Source organism: Bacillus sp. FSL K6-6540 (assembly GCF_038007545.1).
The window spans coordinates 4895367-4913390 of the sequence record NZ_JBBOXH010000001.1 but is presented as its reverse complement, the minus strand read 5'-3'; the positions used below and the strand labels follow the sequence as shown (position 1 = coordinate 4913390).

The window sequence follows — 18024 nt, the reverse complement described above, 5'->3', positions numbered from 1 at the left end:
CTGTTATTGGTAATGGACCCAGCGCTTCTGAATGTACATCTGAACCATGGTGATGATCAGAATGACCACAAAGAGAATGAAGGCTTGCGCCGAAGCGTACCCCATGTTGAAGTATTTGAATCCGTCTTCCCAGATGCTGTATACCACCGTCCGGGTGGACTCGAGCATCGTGGTCTGCTGATCCATCATGATGAAGATCAGGTCAAACACCTGGAACGAATTGATGAAGGACATGACCAAGACAAAGAACAAACTGGGCGTGAGCAGAGGCAGCGTAATCCGGAAGAACTTATACAGCGTCCCCGCTCCGTCAAGCGAAGCCGCTTCATAGTAGCTGCCGGAGATGCCCTGCAGACCCGAGAGCAGAATGACGGCGTTATAACCGATGCTGCTCCACACGCTGACAAGCACGATGGAGAACAAGGCGAATTTCTCGTCAAACAGCCAGTTGGGCTGCGGCAGGTTCATGACGCCCAGCACATGGTTGATTAATCCGAATTCGGAATTGTACAACCATTTCCACACCATGCCGACCGCGATCGGCATGGTGATGACGGGAATGAAATAGAGCGTGCGGTAGAAGACCATACCCTTGATCTTCTGGTTCAGCAGCACCGCCAGCACCGTTGCCAGTGCAACGGATAACGGTACCGTACCGATGGTATACAGCATCGTGTTCAGCATGGAGCCGGTGAATTTGTCGTCCTTCATCAAATTCGCGAAGTTATCGAGCCCGATGAATTGGGGGGCAGTCAGTCCGTCCCAGGAAGTAAACGACAGAAACAGGGAGGCGGCGGAAGGTGCCATGTAGAACAGACCGAGGCCCAGCACGACAGGCAGAATGAAGATGTATCCCCACATGGCTTCGTGAAAGGCAAGTTTCCCGACCTTTCGCTTGGCCGTCGTTTCAGGAGGTTTCGTGATCACAGTGATGGGAGAGCTCACAGGCTGCACCGTCCTTTCTTAGGTTTCGTATTGGAAGGGGCTGTTCGTTAATTGGTTTCCGTCGCAAGGATGGCATTCATCTGCTCACCGGCATTTTTCAAAGCCTCTTCAAACGTTTTCTTGCCGAGGAAAGCGGCCTGGATTTCCTTCACTTCCGCGTCCTGCCACTCTGCGGTTTTTTGGGATACGGGATACGGGACGGCAAACTCCAGGCTGTCGACGAACACTTGCAGATCAAGCGAAGGAATGGATTTCAGCCATCCTCCCTCCGTGCCTTTGTAAGCAGGCATCGAGAAGCCCGAGTCGGCCAGCAATTCCTGTCCTTCCTTGCCGGATAGAATCTGAATCAATTCCCAGGACTCCTGCTCGACCTTGGTTTTGCCGTTGATGGCCCAGCTGAGCCCATGGACGATGGACGCCTTTTCCTTTCCGGCGGGCAGAACCGCGACGCCCAGCTTGTCGCCAAGCAGCTTGTGCAGTTCCGGAGAGTTGACGGAGATTCCCGGGAACATGGCGGCTTTGCCCGATCCGAACAGCTGGCGCGACTTGGTTTCAAGCTGCTGCTGCGCATTCGGAGAGTAGCCTTTTTCAATCAGGCTCTGCTGCCATTTGAATGCCGAAAGAGCTTCCGGCGTATCGTAACCGGACGTTTTTTTATCGTCGGATATCACGAATCCGCCGGCCTGGGCAATATAGTTGTAATAACCGATTTGGCTGTCGATCGGCGTAATGTAGCCGTAGATTCCGTTCGATTTATCCGTCAGCTTGGCTGCGTTCTCTTCTACCGTTTCCCAGGTCCAGGTATCGTCCGGATAGGGCAGCCCGGCCTTGTCAAATAGTTCTTTGTTGTAGAAAAGTCCTACGGAATCCTGGAAGTAAGGAAGTCCGTGAAGCTTGCCTTGATAGGTGTACATATCGACGAGCGCTTCGGTATAAACCGAGGTGTCGAGCCCGCTTTGCTCAATCAGGGGGGACAGGTCTTTGATCAGACCGGAGGAGGCATACGAGTGAAAGTTGGGTCCGTTCATCCAGTAGACGTCGGGACCGCTGTTGCCGGCGAGGCTGGTTTTAAGCTTGGTCCAATAATCAGCCCATGGGGTGTAGGTCACCTTCACTTGTACATTGGGGTGCTTCTCATTGAAAATTTTGATGGATTTGTCCAGCGTGTCCCGCACATTTTCGTCCCACAGGGCAACGTTGATGACCTTCTTGCCATTATCTCCTCCGGAGGCATTGCCGCCCCCGCAGGCGGACAGCAGGGCGGAGAACACGAACAGTACCGAAATCAGGACAGACATTCTTTTTTTCATCAAATAACCCTCCTTGAATTCACATGGTTTTTGATCAAGCGTGGTTGGTCGTGTGGCTTGTTCGAAGTGAATCGATCCCCCAAAGCGCCCCCTTTGTGTTTGAGTATAAAAAGCGATAGTTATTCCAATTGTCGAAAAAAGTTAACATCCATATGCTATCTATCTTGACAGAATAACCAGCTTCTATTGCGAAAGATTATATAATTACCTTGTTTATTTTTCAAGATAGCGATTTCAAATCCTTTTAAATTCTTTTTTTCACAATATGAGAGAGTCATTATCAAATCTTACGCCGTATGTTATTTCGATGGATGGAATAAGTTTATATCCGCTTGTTGAAAATGTTATAGTGGTTCTAACCTCATTTTTCCGATACAGAAAGTCGCACTACAATGAAGAACCCATAGAAAGGTTGAACTTGCTTGAACAATATGAAAAAAGGCAATCACAAGCTGATCCAGGCGCTAAACCGGTCCAAGGTGCTGAACAAGATCCGTACGGAAGGCCCTATATCCAGAATCGAACTGGCCAAAAAAAACAAGCTGAGTCCCTCCACGGTGGCATCGGCCGTTCAAGAACTGATCAGGGAAGGCTACGTTTCCGAAATTGGAACAGGCTCCTCCAGCGGCGGTAGAAAACCCATACTGCTTAAATTCAATCCGGATAATCACTTCCTGTTAGCCGTAAGCATAACGAATTCGGTCATGATCCTGGCCCGGATGAATCTGGAGGCGAAGGTGCTCGCGAAGGAAACGCACCCCATAGCCGGACTCCAGGGAGAAGCGGTTATCGAACGGCTGCTGCAGCTGATGGATGATTTCATGTCAGGTCAAGAGGATCTGGAACGGTGCGTCGGTATTTCCATTAACGTCCCCGGCATTGTGAGCGACAGCCATGGCGTCGTGCACTATAACACGAAACTGCGGATGACGAATGTTCCATTGAAACGGATATTTGAAGACCGCTACGGAATGCGGACCTGGGTTGAGAATGACATGAATTCCGTTGTGCTTGCCGAACGCCGGTTCGGCGATTACGCGTTCGCGAATCTGATCTATATATCCATCGGGGACGGGCTTGGTTCCGGTATTTTGATTAACGATCATCTCCTAAGAGGCAAGCATGGCGGTGCCGGGGAATTCGGGCATACGAGCGTGAATCGCAGCGGAATCCGCTGCGAATGCGGCAATGCAGGCTGCCTCGACAGTTATATTAGCTGGATTGCCGTGTATTCCCGCATTATTACGGCGATCGCAACGGGAAGGCCGACGCTGATCCAGGAGCTCAGCGATGGGGATTACAGTAAAATTGTTCCGTCCGTATTCAAGGAAGCCCTTCGCAAGGGGGACAAGCTGGCGAGGGATCTGAATGAAGAAGTGGCCGAGCACTTGGGAGCGGCCATCGTCAACCTGGTGAACATGTTTAATCCCGAGGCGTTGATATTAGGCGGGGATTTGGCGCATGGAAATCCCGAATTGCTGGACATGGTCAGCGTATATATCGACCGGCATGCGATGCCGATTCTGAAGGATGACATGGTTTTCGGCTTGGCATCCCTGGGCGAGGAGGACAAGCTGATGGGTGCGGCTTCGGTCCTGCTGCAGGACCTGCTGGGCTTCTCTTTGATGGAATAATGGATTTGACAACGTTTCCATCTGCACGTTATCTTTGGTTAAATGCATAAGCAGAAAGGGGAGAAGATGCTTGGAGAAGTACATTCTGGCGCTTGACCAAGGAACGACAAGCTCGCGCGCGATCCTGTTTAACCGCGAAGGGCAAATCGTTCACTCCGCTCAAAGGGAATTTCCGCAGTATTTTCCGAAGCCCGGTTGGGTGGAGCAGAATGCCAACGAAATATGGGGCTCGATTCTGGCGGTCATTGCAACTTGCTTATCCGAAGCAGGCGTGAAGACGGAGCAGATTGCCGGCATCGGAATTACGAATCAGCGGGAGACCGCGGTGGTATGGGACCGCAAGAGCGGTGAACCGATCTATCCCGCCATCGTATGGCAATCTCGCCAGACGGCCGGCATATGCGAGGAGCTCATTGCAGCAGGCCATGACGCGACGGTCAGGGAGAAGACGGGACTTCTGATCGATCCCTATTTCTCGGGAACGAAGATCAAATGGATCCTCGATCATGTGGACGGAGCGCGCGAACGGGCCAAGCGAGGAGAGATTATATTCGGGACCATCGACACCTGGCTGATCTGGAAGCTGTCGGGCGGCCAGGTGCATGTAACCGATTATTCCAACGCATCGCGTACGATGCTCTATAACATCCACGAATTGAAATGGGATGAGGAGCTGCTGCAGCTGCTGGACATCCCCAAGGCCATGCTGCCTGAGGTCAGGCCGTCATCCGAAATATATTCCAATACGGCATCCTATCACTTCTTCGGGCGAGAGGTTCCGATTGCCGGAGCGGCCGGCGATCAGCAAGCGGCGCTGTTCGGCCAGACCTGCTTCTCCGAAGGCATGGTGAAGACGACCTACGGAACAGGCAGCTTTATGCTGATGAATACCGGCGATAAGCCGGTTCAATCCGAGCATGGGCTAATCACCACGATCGCCTGGGGACTGGATGGCCGCGTACAATACGCGCTTGAGGGCAGCGTCTTCGTGGCGGGCTCCGCGATACAGTGGCTGCGCGACGGGCTTCGAATGTTCCGCGAAGCCAAGGACAGCGAGCCCTATGCAAGACGGGTCCAATCCACCGAAGGCGTCTATGTGGTGCCGGCTTTTGTCGGTCTTGGCAGTCCGTATTGGAACAGCGATGTGCGGGGGGCGGTCTTCGGCCTGACGCGAGGCACGTCGAAGGAGCATTTCATCCGTGCAACCCTCGAGTCGCTTGCATATCAAACGCGCGATGTGCTATCCGTGATGGAAGAGGATTCGGGCTTTCATATCGAATCCCTGCGGGTGGATGGAGGAGCGGTGTCCAACGCCTTTCTTATGGAATTCCAAAGCGACATCCTGAACGTCCCGGTGGAAGTGCCGGACATTACGGAGACAACGGCGCTCGGTGCAGCTTACCTGGCAGGGCTCGCAGTCGGCTTCTGGAAGGATCAGGAGGAGATATGCAGCAAGTGGAGCATGGGTCAAAGCTTCAAACCAACCATGGAGGAAAGCGCAAGGGAGCAATTATACAGCGGCTGGAAAAAAGCCGTTTATGCGGCAATGGCTTTTCATTAGCATTTTATATGGTATAATGATCAATAAGTGAATAGATGTCTGGAGACTTGGAGAGACCACTAGGCGCGGATACCTCATGTAATGGGGTTGTTACCGCGTGTTCGTGGTCTCTTTTTTGCTGTCTTTTTTCATGGGGAAGGTAACGATAGATAAAAACAGGGTAAAGCATACTGGGAGGGATTCAATGTGGAGCAGTCACAGTCGTTTTCAAGTTTGGACCGCGGGCATCGATTTCAACGAATAGCAGAGGGTACCTACGATCTGATCGTGATCGGCGGAGGAATCACCGGTGCGGGGATTGCACTGGATGCGGTCACGCGCGGCATGTCGGTGCTGCTGGTGGAAATGCAGGATTTTGCGGCGGGAACGAGCAGCCGTTCCACCAAGCTGGTGCATGGCGGGCTGCGGTATTTGAAGCAGTTTGAAGTCGGCATGGTGGCGGAGGTAGGCAAAGAACGGGCCGTGGTGTACGAGAACGGGCCGCACGTAACGACCCCGGAATGGATGCTGCTGCCGATACACCAGGGCGGCACCTTCGGGAAGTTTAGTACCTCCATCGGTTTAATGGTGTATGATTTCCTGGCCGGCGTGAAGCGGGGAGAACGGCGATCCATGCTGTCCGCCTCCGAGACGTTAAAACGGGAGCCGCTTCTGAAGCAGGAGGGCCTGAAGGGCGGCGGCTATTACGTGGAATACCGGACGGACGACGCCAGGCTGACGCTGGAGGTCATGAAGGCGGCCGCCGCCAGAGGGGCGGTTCTGTTTAACTACGCCAAGGCGGAGTCGCTGAATTATGATGCGAATGGGCGGATTACCGGGGTTACGGTAAAGGATATGCTCGGCGGCGCTGTGAAGTCCGTCTCCGGCACCAAAATCGTAAATGCGGCCGGACCTTGGGTGGACCAAGTGCGCGAAATGGATAAGTCCAGGAAGGGAAAGATGCTTCAGCTGACCAAAGGGGTTCATCTGGTCATCGACCAATCCAGGTTTCCGCTTCGCCAGGCGGTCTATTTCGATACGCCCGACGGCAGGATGGTGTTTGCCATTCCCCGGGACGGGAAAACCTATGTCGGCACAACCGACACGGTTTATAAGGCGGATCCCGTACGTCCCTTGATCACGGTGGAAGACCGGGATTATATTTTGAAGGCCATCCATTATATGTTTCCGGGCGTAAAGCTAAGTCCGGCAGACGTTGAATCGGGATGGGCCGGGGTCCGGCCCCTGATTCTGGAGGAAGGCAAGAGCCCGTCCGAAATTTCCCGCAAGGATGAAATTTGGGAATCCCCCTCCGGCCTGATCACCATTGCGGGAGGGAAGCTGACCGGGTATCGGAAAATGGCGGACACCGTCGTTGACCTGGTAGCGAAACGGATTCAAGAAAGCGGCGGTAAGGCATATGGCGCCAGCGTAACGAAAAATCTGCCGATTTCCGGCGGTCAGGTTGGCGGTTCCAGCCAATTCCCGGATTTTGTCCGCAAGCAGACGGAGATCGGCGCGGCGCAAGGAATTGACCGTAAGCTTGCCGAGCACTGGGCGCGAATGTACGGCTCAAACGCAGCGGAATTGTTCCGCTTGGCCAAGGAAGGCTCCGATCAGGCGGAGGCATCGGCGCTTCCGGTGTCGGTATTGGTTCCGCTGATGTATGCCATTGAGCATGAGATGGCATCGAAGCCGGCCGACTTTTTTATCCGTCGCACGGGGTCTCTCTTGTTTCATATCGACTGGACGAGAAAATGGAAGGTGCCCGTGATCAATTATATGGCTACCGTACTGGGCTGGAGCGAACAGCAGAGAACCGAGTACGCCAGGGAACTGGATGAGGAGCTGGCTTCGGCCGCGCAGCCGGCCGCTAACGAATCGCCGGCCCAGGCTCCGATTCCGCCAAATGCTTCAAAGGCCAAACTTTCGTCTTAACCGGTCGGCCGTGAGAGGGGGGGATGGGTCAGCCCGTCTACCCCGAACATATAGAAGTAAGGGCACTGGTATGATAATCTATATACGTTCACACTTGAGAGGAGAGATCACCCGATGAACCACAAAGCGTATGAAGGATCGTATCAGGGAGAGCATGCGGTTTGGCTCCAGCATGGCCCTTATGAAGCGGCGATATTGCCTGAAATCGGAGGCAATCTCATCGCTTTCAGGGATAACGTAAGCGGTTACCGGTTCCTGCGCGAGCCAGAAGAGAACGAAATGGAAGCGTTCAAAGCCAGTCCGGGCGTTCACGGCATTCCTGTTCTCTTTCCGCCTAACCGATATGAGGACGGACGGTTTCCTTGGAACGGACAAACCTATCAATTCCCGGTAAATGAAGAAGAGACGGGCAATCACCTCCATGGTTTTTTACATACGACCCCTTGGAGTGTCGAGGATTATGGCAGCAGCGAGACCGAGAGTTATGTGGTGGTCTCCGTCACGGTTGACGAGCATCATCCGGTGTACGCCATGCTTCCGCATCGCTTCACCTTCCGGCTTCGCTACACGCTGAATCAGGACGGCTTGGCTCAGCATGTGTTTATACGTAATCAGGGTACCAGCAGCATGCCGTGCCTACTTGCCTTCCATACGGCGATCAATGCTCCCTTTGCCCCGGAAAGCACGGCGGATGATTGCGTCGTGAGAATCACCATTGGCGAGCGGTGGGAGATGAGCGACCGGATGCTGCCGACCGGCAAGTTCCAAGCGCTGACGGCAGAAGAAAAGCTGCTTCGCACGAGCGGCGTGAATCCCTATTTCGATTCGATGGACAACCATTATACGGCCGTTCCGCAAAACGGCAGAAACCGCATGGAGCTGACGGATACCAAGCTAGGCAAAACATTCGTTTACGATGTCGGCAACTCGTATAAGCAGTGGATGGTATGGAACAGCAAGGCGTCCCGCAAATTTTTCTGTCCTGAACCGCAGATCAACCTGGTTAATGCACCGAACACGGACTTGCCTGCGGACGAGATCGGTTTGTTCGGTTTGGCGCCGGGCGAGATTTGGGAGGCAAGCTCCCGTTTGTATCTTAAGAATTAGGGGAAGGGCCCCTTCCTTAAAAAAGCGTATGGATGGAAGCACCCGAAACGACAGGGGTGTTAACGATCCATACGCTTTATGTTTGTTTGATGCCTTGTTCAACCGCCTGTCGAAGACAAGGAAGCCGGCTCGTGTTTGCGTCGGCGGCTGCGCCTCATCCGATCTGGGATGACGAAGAAGGCGACATGCATGAGGATGAACAGCGATAACGCGATAAGTTCTTCTACAACAATATAAACGGGATGCGGCCCCAGCAGATCGAGCAGCGAAGCCGTATCCGGCTTGCGCATCAGGAACATATAGTTCGAACCGACAGCGAGGTTGACCAGACCGACTAAAAGTGCGGACACGTTAAGAAAGACCATCGTCCAGGCGATGGATTTCCAGGTGGGACGGTACCCCCGAACCCATGTCATGTACAATGCCGTCATGATGATCGCGACATGGACAACAAAGAAATGAAAGAACCGGAAGTGCGGAAAAGGGTATCCCAAATTAGGGGTTAATACAGCTTGCAGGGCTCCCCCGATTCCCGCAAAGTAAACCAGCGGGTATAAGCGGCGTTTATCCGTAAGCAGGATGGCGATGGAGAGGAACAGGGTCAGACTGCACAACTCCAAGGGAAGCGAAGTGGCTGGATCCCATATTCCCGTTGACACATACCAGACATGAAGGGAAGCTTCTGGCAACGCAAGGGCAGCGAGCAGGCCCCATCTTACGGTCTTTTGCAGAGAAGGCTTGGAGGCGATGGCAGTCCTGAACAGGTACAGCAGCAGGCCAAGGATGATGCATATGCCAATGGCTATCCAATGTTCAACGGAAAAGGCAGCAAACGCTTCCGGGTATTGCGGATCAAAATAGGATTCGATGCATGACCACTCCTTTTTGAATGTACATAAGATTTTATTCGATATTACCATAATGTGGGTTATTCATATATACCCGAAGCGCGTTGGGGAAGGAAATCGTCCGCGTCGCTAATGTATCTATGTAGAACAGACGCCAAGAACAAAAAGGCTGCTAAAATCATGCCAACGCAAGAAGATCCCGCCTCCGAATGTAACGGATACGGGATCTTCTCTTGTCCTGCGCCAGATTCAAGGTATACGCCGCTGCTCGCTCAAACCGGCTGTTTGACTTCAGCAACCAGGCGCTTCAGCGATTCCTGCTTCCATCTGGGAATGCGAAGATGTTTAGCGGAAGGCGCCTTTTCCCCGAAATAAACGATGCCTTGCTCTACCGTAGTTATTTTGTCTACGTTGACGTAGCAGTTGCCGCCGACATGATAGAACTGTTTACCGGACAGCAGGGATGCGATTTTTTCGGCAGTCATTCTCTTTTTAATATTATAGTTCCTGCCGTGAAAGCTGACCAAACCGTGCGATCCGGTTTTAAAGAACAGAATGTCTGTCTCCACCACGAAGTCCTCATACATGTTGCGGGATTCCGATACGTGCTTCATCATTCTGCTTCCCCCTTTTCCAAGATCAACATTTGATAACGCTTACATTCTAACATGTTTTGCTTGGGGTTTAAAGAACTTTTTATTTTGCGTGAAAAAAAGCCCCGTACCGCGAGGGCAGGGGCTTTGCCTGGTGTTCAAGGTGCAGTAGGTGTTAAGGTGTCTCTGTAGCATCTGCCGGTGCTTCTGCTGGAGCTTCAGCAGGAGCTTCTTCCAGGGTATTCGTGATGGTAGCTTTATCCTTCAGCTCTTGAATGTAGGCTGTGGATTCGGCATAGACCTTCTGGTTCTCAAGCTGACTGCGGATTTCTTCCTTCTTGTCTTCCAAGGTAGGATTCGTTGCTTCCTTACGATCGGTAACCTTGATGATGTGGTATCCGAAGGAGCTCTTCACCGGTTCGCTGATTTCATCTTTCTTCAGTTTGAACGCCGCTTCTTCAAATGCGGGGTCCATTTCGCCGCGTCCGAAGAAATTCAGGTCGCCGCCGGTATCCTTGGTTGCATCCTGGTTTTTCTCTTTAGCAATCGTTGCGAAGTCAGCGCCTTCCTTCAGCTGCTTCACGATGGCTTCGGCTTCTTCCTTGGTCTCAACCAGGATGTGGGAAGCGCGAACCTGCTCAGGCGTTGCGAAGCTTTCTTTGTTTTGGTCATACACTTCTTTGACTTCTTCGTCGGTTACCTTGATTTTGTCGGCCATCAGCTTTTTAAGCTCAACCTGGGTTTTGGTCTGCTCCTTCAGGTTGTCGAGCGTCATGCCATTTTGCTGCAGAGCCATATTGAATTGTTCCTCGGAAGGGAAGGACGCCTTCAGCGCATCCACTTCTTTATTCACATCGGCATCGGTCACCGTAATGGACTTGTTCTTCAGTTCCTGCTGGATCAATTCCTCCGTGATCATGGAATTCAGCGTTTGTTTGCCGCCTACGCTGACAAGCTCATCGTACAGATTATCCTTGGTAATGTTAACGTCGTTGACTTTAGCTATAGCTTCATTGCCGGATCCCTTGGCAAACGGAGGTACGATCAGGACGACGATTAAGGCAGCCGCCAAAACCAGCGACGCGATCATCCAGCCTTTGCTTCCGTTGCCGCCGCCATCTGCAGGTGGCTGTTCATCGTAATGCGGTTGATCTCCCGAATGCATAACGGCTGGGTGTTCGTTCTCATCCTTGTACAGCTCGTCGGACTCCGGATAGGTGGAATCTATTCTTTCTTCTTCATGAGGCAAGCCGCCTTGATCTTGTTGGTTATTCTCTTTCTCTTGGGCTTGTCCCTGATCATCCTCGGGCTGTCCCGGATGGTTTGGCTGCAAATCGTTATCTTTCATGTAATGATTGACTCCCTTCGACTGCATATAATAATGAGTTGTTCATTCTTTTATCACTTTACCAGATAAGCCTATGGTTTACCTTAAGAAAAAATAAAAATTGAAAATATAAACGGAAAAGTGGTTCCTGCCTACAGAATCAGCATTCCCGCCACGCCGCAAAGAATCCCAAGCAGGACGACGGAGGCAGTAACAAACCACAAAACTCTTTTAGGGAATGAACGCCTCACCATAAGCAGAGACGGAAGACTGACAGCCGGCAGTGTCAGAAGCAGCGCCGCGGCCGGACCCGCCCCCAGGCCTGCTGCCATAAAAGCCTGGATGATCGGGATTTCCGCCGCGGTCGGAATGACGAACAGCATTCCCATCACGGAGAAGAAGATGACGGCCAAGAGCGTGTTCCCCGCTGCCGCTCCCAAATGCGGGAACATCCATGCCTGCATGGCGCCAAGGAGCAGCACGGCTATAAAGTAAGCCGGGACCACCCGAACCAGCATCTGCCCGATGCTGGTTAACCAGCGTTTCCACAGCGGACGCTCATCGGTTTGATCCGTGCTCTGAGGCGCATCGATCTCCACGGGATCCGCTTCCTTGGCGAAGCGGTTTGCCAGGTAGCTGACGCCGAAGGTTAGCAGGATGCCGAAGATCAATCGCAGCACGGTGAATTTCCATGATAAAACAAAGGTCATGAAGACGAGCGTCGCCGGATTGATGGTTGGATTGCCGATCCAGAACGCGAGAGCAGAGCCGACCGACACCTTTTTCTTGCGCAGACCGATCGCGATCGGTGCGGCGCAGCAGGAGCACATCATGCCCGGAATGGAGGCGATTCCTCCAATCGCCGTGCTGCCGAAGGTCGTTTTGCCAAGGACCCGAAGCAGCCATTGGGATGGCAGCAGCGACTGGACCAGAGTCCCGAGCAGAATGCCGAGCACCGCCGCTTTCCAAACCGCTTTAAAATAGGTGAGCGCATAATTCCAGGCTGCCTGCCAAGAAGGGGCGGCATCGCCAGGGTCCATGCCTAATATGGAAGAGCCGATGCTGTGCTCCATAATAGCTTTGAGCGCTTTATCGTAGTAAGGCCACCACTTCACGTAGGTAAGGCCTGTTGCTGCTATGATGACGAAGATGGTGATGAGCCAGACGGTTCTTCTGCGATCCGTATGATTCAAGGCCCTTCCACCGTCGCTTGAGTGATTCATAATCTGTATTCCCCCGATGTATCGTGAAATGATTTACATATCCAATCAAATAGTATATCACATTGTTGGCAGGTTGCAGAAAGATATTCCCGGTAATTGCAAGAAATAGGAAGACCGTTAGACTTGAAGCAGCCGATTTCATATAATATAGATATTGTGTGCTTGAACAAGTGTTAGCTAAACGGATGAATATCAGATGATCCCCGGTGTAGATGAGACGTTATCCAAGCATCCACGCCGGGGTTGTTGCATGTGCTTTGCCTAAAATCACTCTTAAGACGAAGGGAAGACCCATGATGAGTCAATCGGACAAAATAAAACTAACCTCGTATTCCTCCAAAGGAGGCTGCGGCTGCAAGATCGGACCTGCCGATCTGGCGCAGGTCATCCGCAAGCTTCCGCAAGCCGAGCCGAATCCTAATTTATTGGTTGGTCTGGATACCAGCGATGATGCGGGCGTATACCGTCTCACGGATGATCTGGCCATGGTGCAGACCGTCGATTTCTTTACGCCGATCGTGGATGACCCTTATGATTTCGGTCAGGTGGCCGCGGCGAATGCCATCAGCGATATCTATGCCATGGGCGGCAAACCGCTGACCGCCTTGAATATCGTAGCATTCCCGATATCGACGCTGGACAAGCAGGTCTTGACGGATATTTTGAGAGGTGCAGGAGATAAATTGAAGGAAGCGGGGGTTACCCTGGTTGGCGGACACTCCATTGATGACAAAGAGCCGAAATTCGGCCTTGCCGTAACGGGGACCGTGCACCCGGACCGGGTAAGAACCAATGCCGGAGCCAAGCCGGGCGATGCCTTGATTCTGACGAAGCCGATTGGCGTGGGCATCCTGACGAGTTCCATCAAGAAGGATCTGTTAGGTGAAGAAGAGATTCGCCGCGTTACGGCCGTCATGGCGGCACTGAACAAAACGGCTGCCGAGACGATGGAGCCTTATGATGTGCATGCCTGCACCGACGTGACGGGGTTCGGTCTCCTTGGCCATGCGCTCGAAATGGCCAAAGGCAGCGGCACGGGCATCCGGATTTCCAAGCCTTCCGTTCCCATTCTGGAAAGGGTTCGGGAAATGGCCGACGGAGGCGTCATTCCGGGCGGCACCAAAAACAATTATGAACACGTGAAGGACGACGTGGATTTCCCGGATAGCATGGACCAGATCGATAAATGGATATTGTGCGATGCCGTGACGTCAGGGGGACTGCTCATTGCCGTTGACGGCTCGCAGGCCGAAGCATTACTGGCGGAGCTTCGCCAAGCCGGGCTGGAAGCCGGCAGAATCGGAGAAGTCGTACATGACCATCCGAATCGCATTGTCGTTGAGGCGTAACATGAGCCGGGTTTTGTTTGTGTAACCATAAAGGAGCGAACAGACATGTTTCAAGACATCACCGTGAAAGAATTATTGGAACTGCAAAACAGCAAGAAGATTACTTTGATTGATGTCCGTTCCCCTTCGGAATATAAGGACTCCACCATTCCGGGGAGTCTGAACATTCCGGTCTTCAATGATGAAGAACGGGCGGAGATCGGGACGATTTACAAGCAGGTGAGCGTGGATGCGGCCAAAGAGCGGGGGCTCGCCATCATGTCGGCCAAGCTACCCAGCTTCGTGAAGCAGTTCAAAGAGATCGAAGGAGATAAGGCGGTCTATTGCTGGCGCGGCGGCATGCGCAGCCGGACGGCTGCAACGGTGCTGTCCCTGATGGATATCCATGTCAATCGGATTACCGGCGGGATTAAGGCTTACCGGAAGTATGTGCTGGATACGCTTGAGCAGAAGAGTCTGGATGCGGAAGCGTTTGTCCTTCACGGATTGACGGGTACGGGCAAGACGGCAGTGCTAAGGCAGCTTCAGCAGGAAGGCTACCCCGTCGTGGACCTGGAAGGGCTCGCAGGCCACCGCGGCTCGATCTTCGGGCATATCGGCCTGCAGTCTAACAATCAGAAGACTTTCGATGCGGAATTGGTTGAACGGCTGAAGCAATTGGAAAATTCGCCTTATTTGTTATTTGAGGCCGAGAGCAAACGGATCGGCAAAATCGTCGTTCCCGATTTCCTAATGAAGAAGAAGGAGTCGGGCGTTGCCATCGTGTTGGAATTGCCGATGGCGGAGCGTGTTCGCCAGATACTGGAGGATTACAACCCTGCGGCTTATAAAGAGCAATATTTGGCGGCCTTTCAATTAATCAAGAACCGAATCCACACTCCGATCGCCGCGGAAATTGGCAAGTCTTTGGAGGAGGGAAGGTATGCTCAGGGAATACAGCTGCTGCTTGAGCATTATTATGATCCCAAATATAATTACTCCTTCAGTCAATATGAGGACAACGCTCCTATCGTTGTGGCGGTAGATCGGGTAGAAGAAGCGGTGGATGCCGTAAAAGACATACTGCGAAGCCGAATGCTGCACAAGACAGGCGCGTAAATGCCAGGATCGGTTGAGTGCGTAACGAGAAGGAGTTCCAATGTGTCTCTTTATTTTGCGATCCGGTCCTGATTCGAATAGAACGATAGATCGCCCCTTAAGCATTAGCAGATACGAAGGTATCGCTTTTGCTTGAGGGGCGATTTTGCTTTTGAATATGAAATGCTCTTAGAGTGACGATAGAGCTTCCGAGATAGGCGTTTCGCCTGAAATCAGGTCGAAGGAACGCCGGAAGGTATGTTCTTCGTCCAGCGCCAACAAGATCGTTTTCGCCACATCCTCGCGCGGAATCGAGCCGCCCTTGATATTCTCCGCAGCCGTAATGCGGCCGGTACCAGGCTCATTCAAAAGTCCTCCCGGACGAATGATCGTATAGGAGAGGCTGCTGTGACGAAGCATTCGATCCGCGTAATGCTTGGCGGCATAATACGGTTTGATGTCCCCGTTCCAAGATTCTCGATGATGGGCCCCAATCGCGCTAATCATCACAAAGCGCGGGACCTTCGCCTCTTCGGCAGCTTCGACCATCTTGACGGCTCCGTCCAGATCGATCAGCAGCGTTTTGTCGTATCCGGTAGCTCCGCCAGAACCAGCCGTGAAAACCACTGCCTGGCAATCTCGTGCTGCTTCCGCCAGTTCCTTGACCGATCCTTCCAAATTCGCGATAACGCACTCTATTCCCGCTTCTCGATAATAGGCTGCCTGCTCCTCCCTCCGAACCATGGCTTTTACGCTATAGGCATCATGCTCATGCAGGAGAAACGTAAGCTGTTTGCCAATCTGGCCGTTCGCGCCGGCTACTAGAACCTTCATCATGACATGCTCCTTTTCTTTTGGGTATATATTCTCGTAAAGAGTAATCCCTGCGATTTTGACATAGACTACGGGATATTTGTCATGTAATCCCTTTGGGACTTTCCTTTATGACAGGAAAATGATATTATCTTGTTTTCACCAAATCGCACGGTTTCGAAACAAGGTCAAAGGAGAACAGAGAGTTGAGCGGAGAGAAGATATACCCTGCTTCAGGAAGACAACGCTGGATATTCCTCATATCGATGATCAGCTTCATCGGATTTGTCATTCTGGCGGCGCTGGTAAAGCGGGAAAGCCTGGCAGCGCTTGATTTGGCGATCATTACGACGGTACAAGCCCTTGAACATCCGCTGCTTACGGATATTGCCATCGGGCTGTCGTTCATAGGCTCCATCGGACCGGTGATCGTGTTAAGCCTGATCGTGATCGCCGTGCTATATTGGATTCTGGGCCACCGCAAGGAGATTCTTCTCCTTATTGTGGTCGTCTTCGGTTCATCTATTCTGAATTTATTATTAAAATGGGTGTTTCAACGTGCAAGGCCGGACATCAACCGCCTGATTGAAATTACGGGATACAGCTATCCCAGCGGCCATTCGATGGGGGCCTTCTCGTTCTACAGCGTGCTCGCTTACTTGTTGTGGAGACATATTGACAGCAGAGCGGGGAGAGGGACGTTGATTGCCGTTTCCATCGTGATGATTCTAAGCATCGGACTTAGTCGAATCTATCTCGGCGTCCATTACCCGAGCGATATCATTGGCGGATATCTGGCTTCTTGCGCTTGGCTTGGGTTCGTGATCCGATCTTACGAGAAAAGGATGGGGAAGCGGGCCAACCCGGATGATGTCAATGAAGAAACTGCATAACATTGGAAGCGTAAGGGTAATTCATGTAATAGCGGTTCAAACGGAGGAGTATGTATCATGGTGTGTAGGCTTAGACGTGAAATTGGGTTGCGTAAGGAGGGCTGTCCGTGGCGTTTGGAGCAAGAATGTTCAAAACCGGCCTAGCCGTGACGCTGGCTCTTTATTTAGCCATGCTGTTTGACTTTAAATCACCTGTCGTAGCCGCCATCGCCGCGATTTTCGCGATGCAGCCATCGATATACAGGTCGTGGAGATATTTTCTGGACCAGCTGCAGACCAGTACGCTCGGTGCGATTCTGGCCATGCTCGGAGGGTATTTTTTATCGAATCAACCGATTTCCGTCGGTTTGGTCTGTATTCTAGTGATCATGATTTGCATGAAGCTGAAAATGGGCGAGACCATCGGACTTACGCTTGTTACGGTTATATCCGTGATGGAAGCTTCCGGACAATGGGACTTTGCCCTCAATCGCTTTATTCTGACGATTATCGGCATCATATCTGCATTCCTCATCAATATTCTTGTGTTTCCACCGAAACCGAAGGAACAGTACATCACGCGGATTCATATTGTATTTGGCAAAATGTCGCTGCTGCTGCGCACGGCGATCTCCCATGAAATGAAGGATTCGGTCTACCGTGCGGAGAAGAAAGAACTGGAATCGGCCATCAAATCGTTGTCCGACAAATACAATTTGTTTGAGGAAGAGCAGAAGAAGCTGAAGCGGGCGAAATACAGTCAAGCAAGACAGCTCGTGGTGTATAAGCAGCTGCTCCAATCCCTTCGCAAGGGGTATGAAGTGCTGGATGCGGTGGAGAACCACTATTTCCAGGCGGATCGATCCGATGAAATCGACGAACAGTTTGATCACAATCTGGAGCGGTTAATGAAGTACCATGAGCATATTTTGTGGAAATTCGAAGATAAACTTAAGCCGAACGAGGATGAGGCCGAGACCATGGCGGAGAACAATGAAGCTTTCATGGAGCAGGTGATGTGCGGGCCCGGCTCAAATCCCGGCGGACTCCGGCTGGCGGTGGTGGCCGCCTCCATGTACGACTACGGCTATCAGCTTGACCGGTTGAATCGGGTGGCGGATCAAATCAGCCGAGTCGTGGATGATAAGGAGCAAGAGGATGCCATGTTCTCGTGGCTGCGAAAATAAGGGAGCTCGCCATGAGGATGCCGATCAAGATTTCACATTTGATCGGCTGTTTTTATACATCTCAGCAAGCAGCAAGTTTGGCATTTGAGGCTCGGGAATGGTATGGTATATGAACATAAAAAAAACCGCCCCGGCGGGTCGGTTACTGAAATTTCATGTTGAATTATGTACGGCAGCTTGCTATAATTAACAATGCTTTGTCATTAAATTATTGATATGTGGTTAGAATATCACAATTGTATTTTATCACGATTAACCAAC

General features: G+C 52.0%; 15 protein-coding genes. 8 read left to right on the top strand and 7 right to left on the bottom strand.

The window, feature by feature from the left end; all coding sequences use genetic code 11:
* Nucleotides 1–3: 3 nt before the first annotated feature.
* A complete protein-coding gene (locus MHH82_RS21705; RefSeq protein ID WP_036664027.1) occupies nucleotides 4–945 on the bottom strand; it encodes a carbohydrate ABC transporter permease in 942 nt (313 codons plus the stop codon).
* A 47-nt stretch (nucleotides 946–992) separates the two neighbouring features.
* On the bottom strand, nucleotides 993–2255 hold the full coding sequence (locus MHH82_RS21700; RefSeq protein ID WP_015736414.1) for an ABC transporter substrate-binding protein: 1263 nt from the start codon (nucleotides 2253–2255) through the stop codon (nucleotides 993–995).
* Between the two features lie 431 nt (nucleotides 2256–2686).
* Here MHH82_RS21700 and MHH82_RS21695 point away from each other — a divergent pair, with 431 nt between their 5' ends.
* The 4 genes from MHH82_RS21695 (at nucleotide 2687) to MHH82_RS21680 (ending at nucleotide 8474) form a co-directional block, all read left to right on the top strand.
* Complete coding sequence (locus MHH82_RS21695) at nucleotides 2687–3889, top strand: ROK family transcriptional regulator (RefSeq protein ID WP_036664037.1); 1203 nt, start codon at nucleotides 2687–2689, stop codon at nucleotides 3887–3889.
* Between the two features lie 70 nt (nucleotides 3890–3959).
* Nucleotides 3960–5450: a glycerol kinase GlpK gene (gene glpK / locus MHH82_RS21690; RefSeq protein ID WP_251497370.1), complete on the top strand. Its 1491-nt coding sequence runs from the start codon at nucleotides 3960–3962 to the stop codon at nucleotides 5448–5450.
* 186 nt (nucleotides 5451–5636) lie between these two features.
* Nucleotides 5637–7367, top strand: a complete 1731-nt coding sequence (locus tag MHH82_RS21685) for a glycerol-3-phosphate dehydrogenase/oxidase (RefSeq protein WP_340967824.1) — start codon at nucleotides 5637–5639, stop codon at nucleotides 7365–7367.
* Nucleotides 7368–7481: 114 nt separating this feature from the next.
* A complete protein-coding gene (locus MHH82_RS21680) occupies nucleotides 7482–8474 on the top strand; it encodes an aldose 1-epimerase (protein WP_251497367.1) in 993 nt (330 codons plus the stop codon).
* Nucleotides 8475–8572: 98 nt separating this feature from the next.
* Here MHH82_RS21680 and MHH82_RS21675 read toward each other — a convergent pair whose 3' ends face one another.
* The 4 genes from MHH82_RS21675 to MHH82_RS21660 form a co-directional block, all read right to left on the bottom strand.
* Entirely contained in the window at nucleotides 8573–9394 is an 822-nt protein-coding gene (locus MHH82_RS21675; RefSeq protein ID WP_340967823.1) for a YwaF family protein, read from the bottom strand.
* A 200-nt stretch (nucleotides 9395–9594) separates the two neighbouring features.
* Entirely contained in the window at nucleotides 9595–9939 is a 345-nt protein-coding gene (locus MHH82_RS21670) for a LytTR family transcriptional regulator DNA-binding domain-containing protein (protein WP_009590070.1), read from the bottom strand.
* A 151-nt stretch (nucleotides 9940–10090) separates the two neighbouring features.
* On the bottom strand, nucleotides 10091–11263 hold the full coding sequence (locus MHH82_RS21665; RefSeq protein WP_015736408.1) for a peptidyl-prolyl cis-trans isomerase: 1173 nt from the start codon (nucleotides 11261–11263) through the stop codon (nucleotides 10091–10093).
* Between the two features lie 131 nt (nucleotides 11264–11394).
* Nucleotides 11395–12465 carry a permease gene (locus MHH82_RS21660; protein WP_015736407.1) on the bottom strand — a complete coding sequence of 357 codons (1071 nt, stop codon included), beginning with the start codon at nucleotides 12463–12465 and terminating at the stop codon, nucleotides 11395–11397.
* 293 nt (nucleotides 12466–12758) lie between these two features.
* Between MHH82_RS21660 and selD the strand changes: the two genes are divergently transcribed.
* Together selD and mnmH are read left to right on the top strand one after the other, a co-directional pair.
* Entirely contained in the window at nucleotides 12759–13814 is a 1056-nt protein-coding gene (selD, locus tag MHH82_RS21655; RefSeq protein ID WP_397359298.1) for a selenide, water dikinase SelD, read from the top strand.
* Nucleotides 13815–13859: 45 nt separating this feature from the next.
* A complete protein-coding gene (gene mnmH, locus MHH82_RS21650; RefSeq protein WP_015736405.1) occupies nucleotides 13860–14912 on the top strand; it encodes a tRNA 2-selenouridine(34) synthase MnmH in 1053 nt (350 codons plus the stop codon).
* 168 nt (nucleotides 14913–15080) lie between these two features.
* Here mnmH and MHH82_RS21645 read toward each other — a convergent pair whose 3' ends face one another.
* Nucleotides 15081–15725: an SDR family oxidoreductase gene (locus tag MHH82_RS21645; protein WP_036664020.1), complete on the bottom strand. Its 645-nt coding sequence runs from the start codon at nucleotides 15723–15725 to the stop codon at nucleotides 15081–15083.
* 185 nt (nucleotides 15726–15910) lie between these two features.
* Here MHH82_RS21645 and MHH82_RS21640 point away from each other — a divergent pair, with 185 nt between their 5' ends.
* Both MHH82_RS21640 and MHH82_RS21635 read left to right on the top strand, forming a co-directional pair.
* Entirely contained in the window at nucleotides 15911–16597 is a 687-nt protein-coding gene (locus tag MHH82_RS21640) for a phosphatase PAP2 family protein (protein WP_015736403.1), read from the top strand.
* A 107-nt stretch (nucleotides 16598–16704) separates the two neighbouring features.
* Nucleotides 16705–17763: an FUSC family protein gene (locus tag MHH82_RS21635; RefSeq protein WP_015736402.1), complete on the top strand. Its 1059-nt coding sequence runs from the start codon at nucleotides 16705–16707 to the stop codon at nucleotides 17761–17763.
* Nucleotides 17764–18024: the final 261 nt, after the last annotated feature.

Bases quoted from the DNA above. Each gene is read 5' to 3' on its own strand.
- MHH82_RS21680 (WP_251497367.1), top strand. From the start codon at position 7,482: ATGAACCACAAAGCGTATGAAGGATCGTATCAGGGAGAGCATGCGGTT.
- MHH82_RS21645 (WP_036664020.1), bottom strand. From the start codon at position 15,725: ATGAAGGTTCTAGTAGCCGGCGCGAACGGCCAGATTGGCAAACAGCTT.
- MHH82_RS21700 (WP_015736414.1), bottom strand. From the start codon at position 2,255: ATGAAAAAAAGAATGTCTGTCCTGATTTCGGTACTGTTCGTGTTCTCC.
- MHH82_RS21665 (WP_015736408.1), bottom strand. From the start codon at position 11,263: ATGAAAGATAACGATTTGCAGCCAAACCATCCGGGACAGCCCGAGGAT.
- MHH82_RS21675 (WP_340967823.1), bottom strand. From the start codon at position 9,394: ATGGTAATATCGAATAAAATCTTATGTACATTCAAAAAGGAGTGGTCA.
- mnmH (WP_015736405.1), top strand. From the start codon at position 13,860: ATGTTTCAAGACATCACCGTGAAAGAATTATTGGAACTGCAAAACAGC.
- MHH82_RS21660 (WP_015736407.1), bottom strand. From the start codon at position 12,465: ATGAATCACTCAAGCGACGGTGGAAGGGCCTTGAATCATACGGATCGC.
- MHH82_RS21670 (WP_009590070.1), bottom strand. From the start codon at position 9,939: ATGATGAAGCACGTATCGGAATCCCGCAACATGTATGAGGACTTCGTG.
- MHH82_RS21695 (WP_036664037.1), top strand. From the start codon at position 2,687: ATGAAAAAAGGCAATCACAAGCTGATCCAGGCGCTAAACCGGTCCAAG.
- selD (WP_397359298.1), top strand. From the start codon at position 12,759: ATGATGAGTCAATCGGACAAAATAAAACTAACCTCGTATTCCTCCAAA.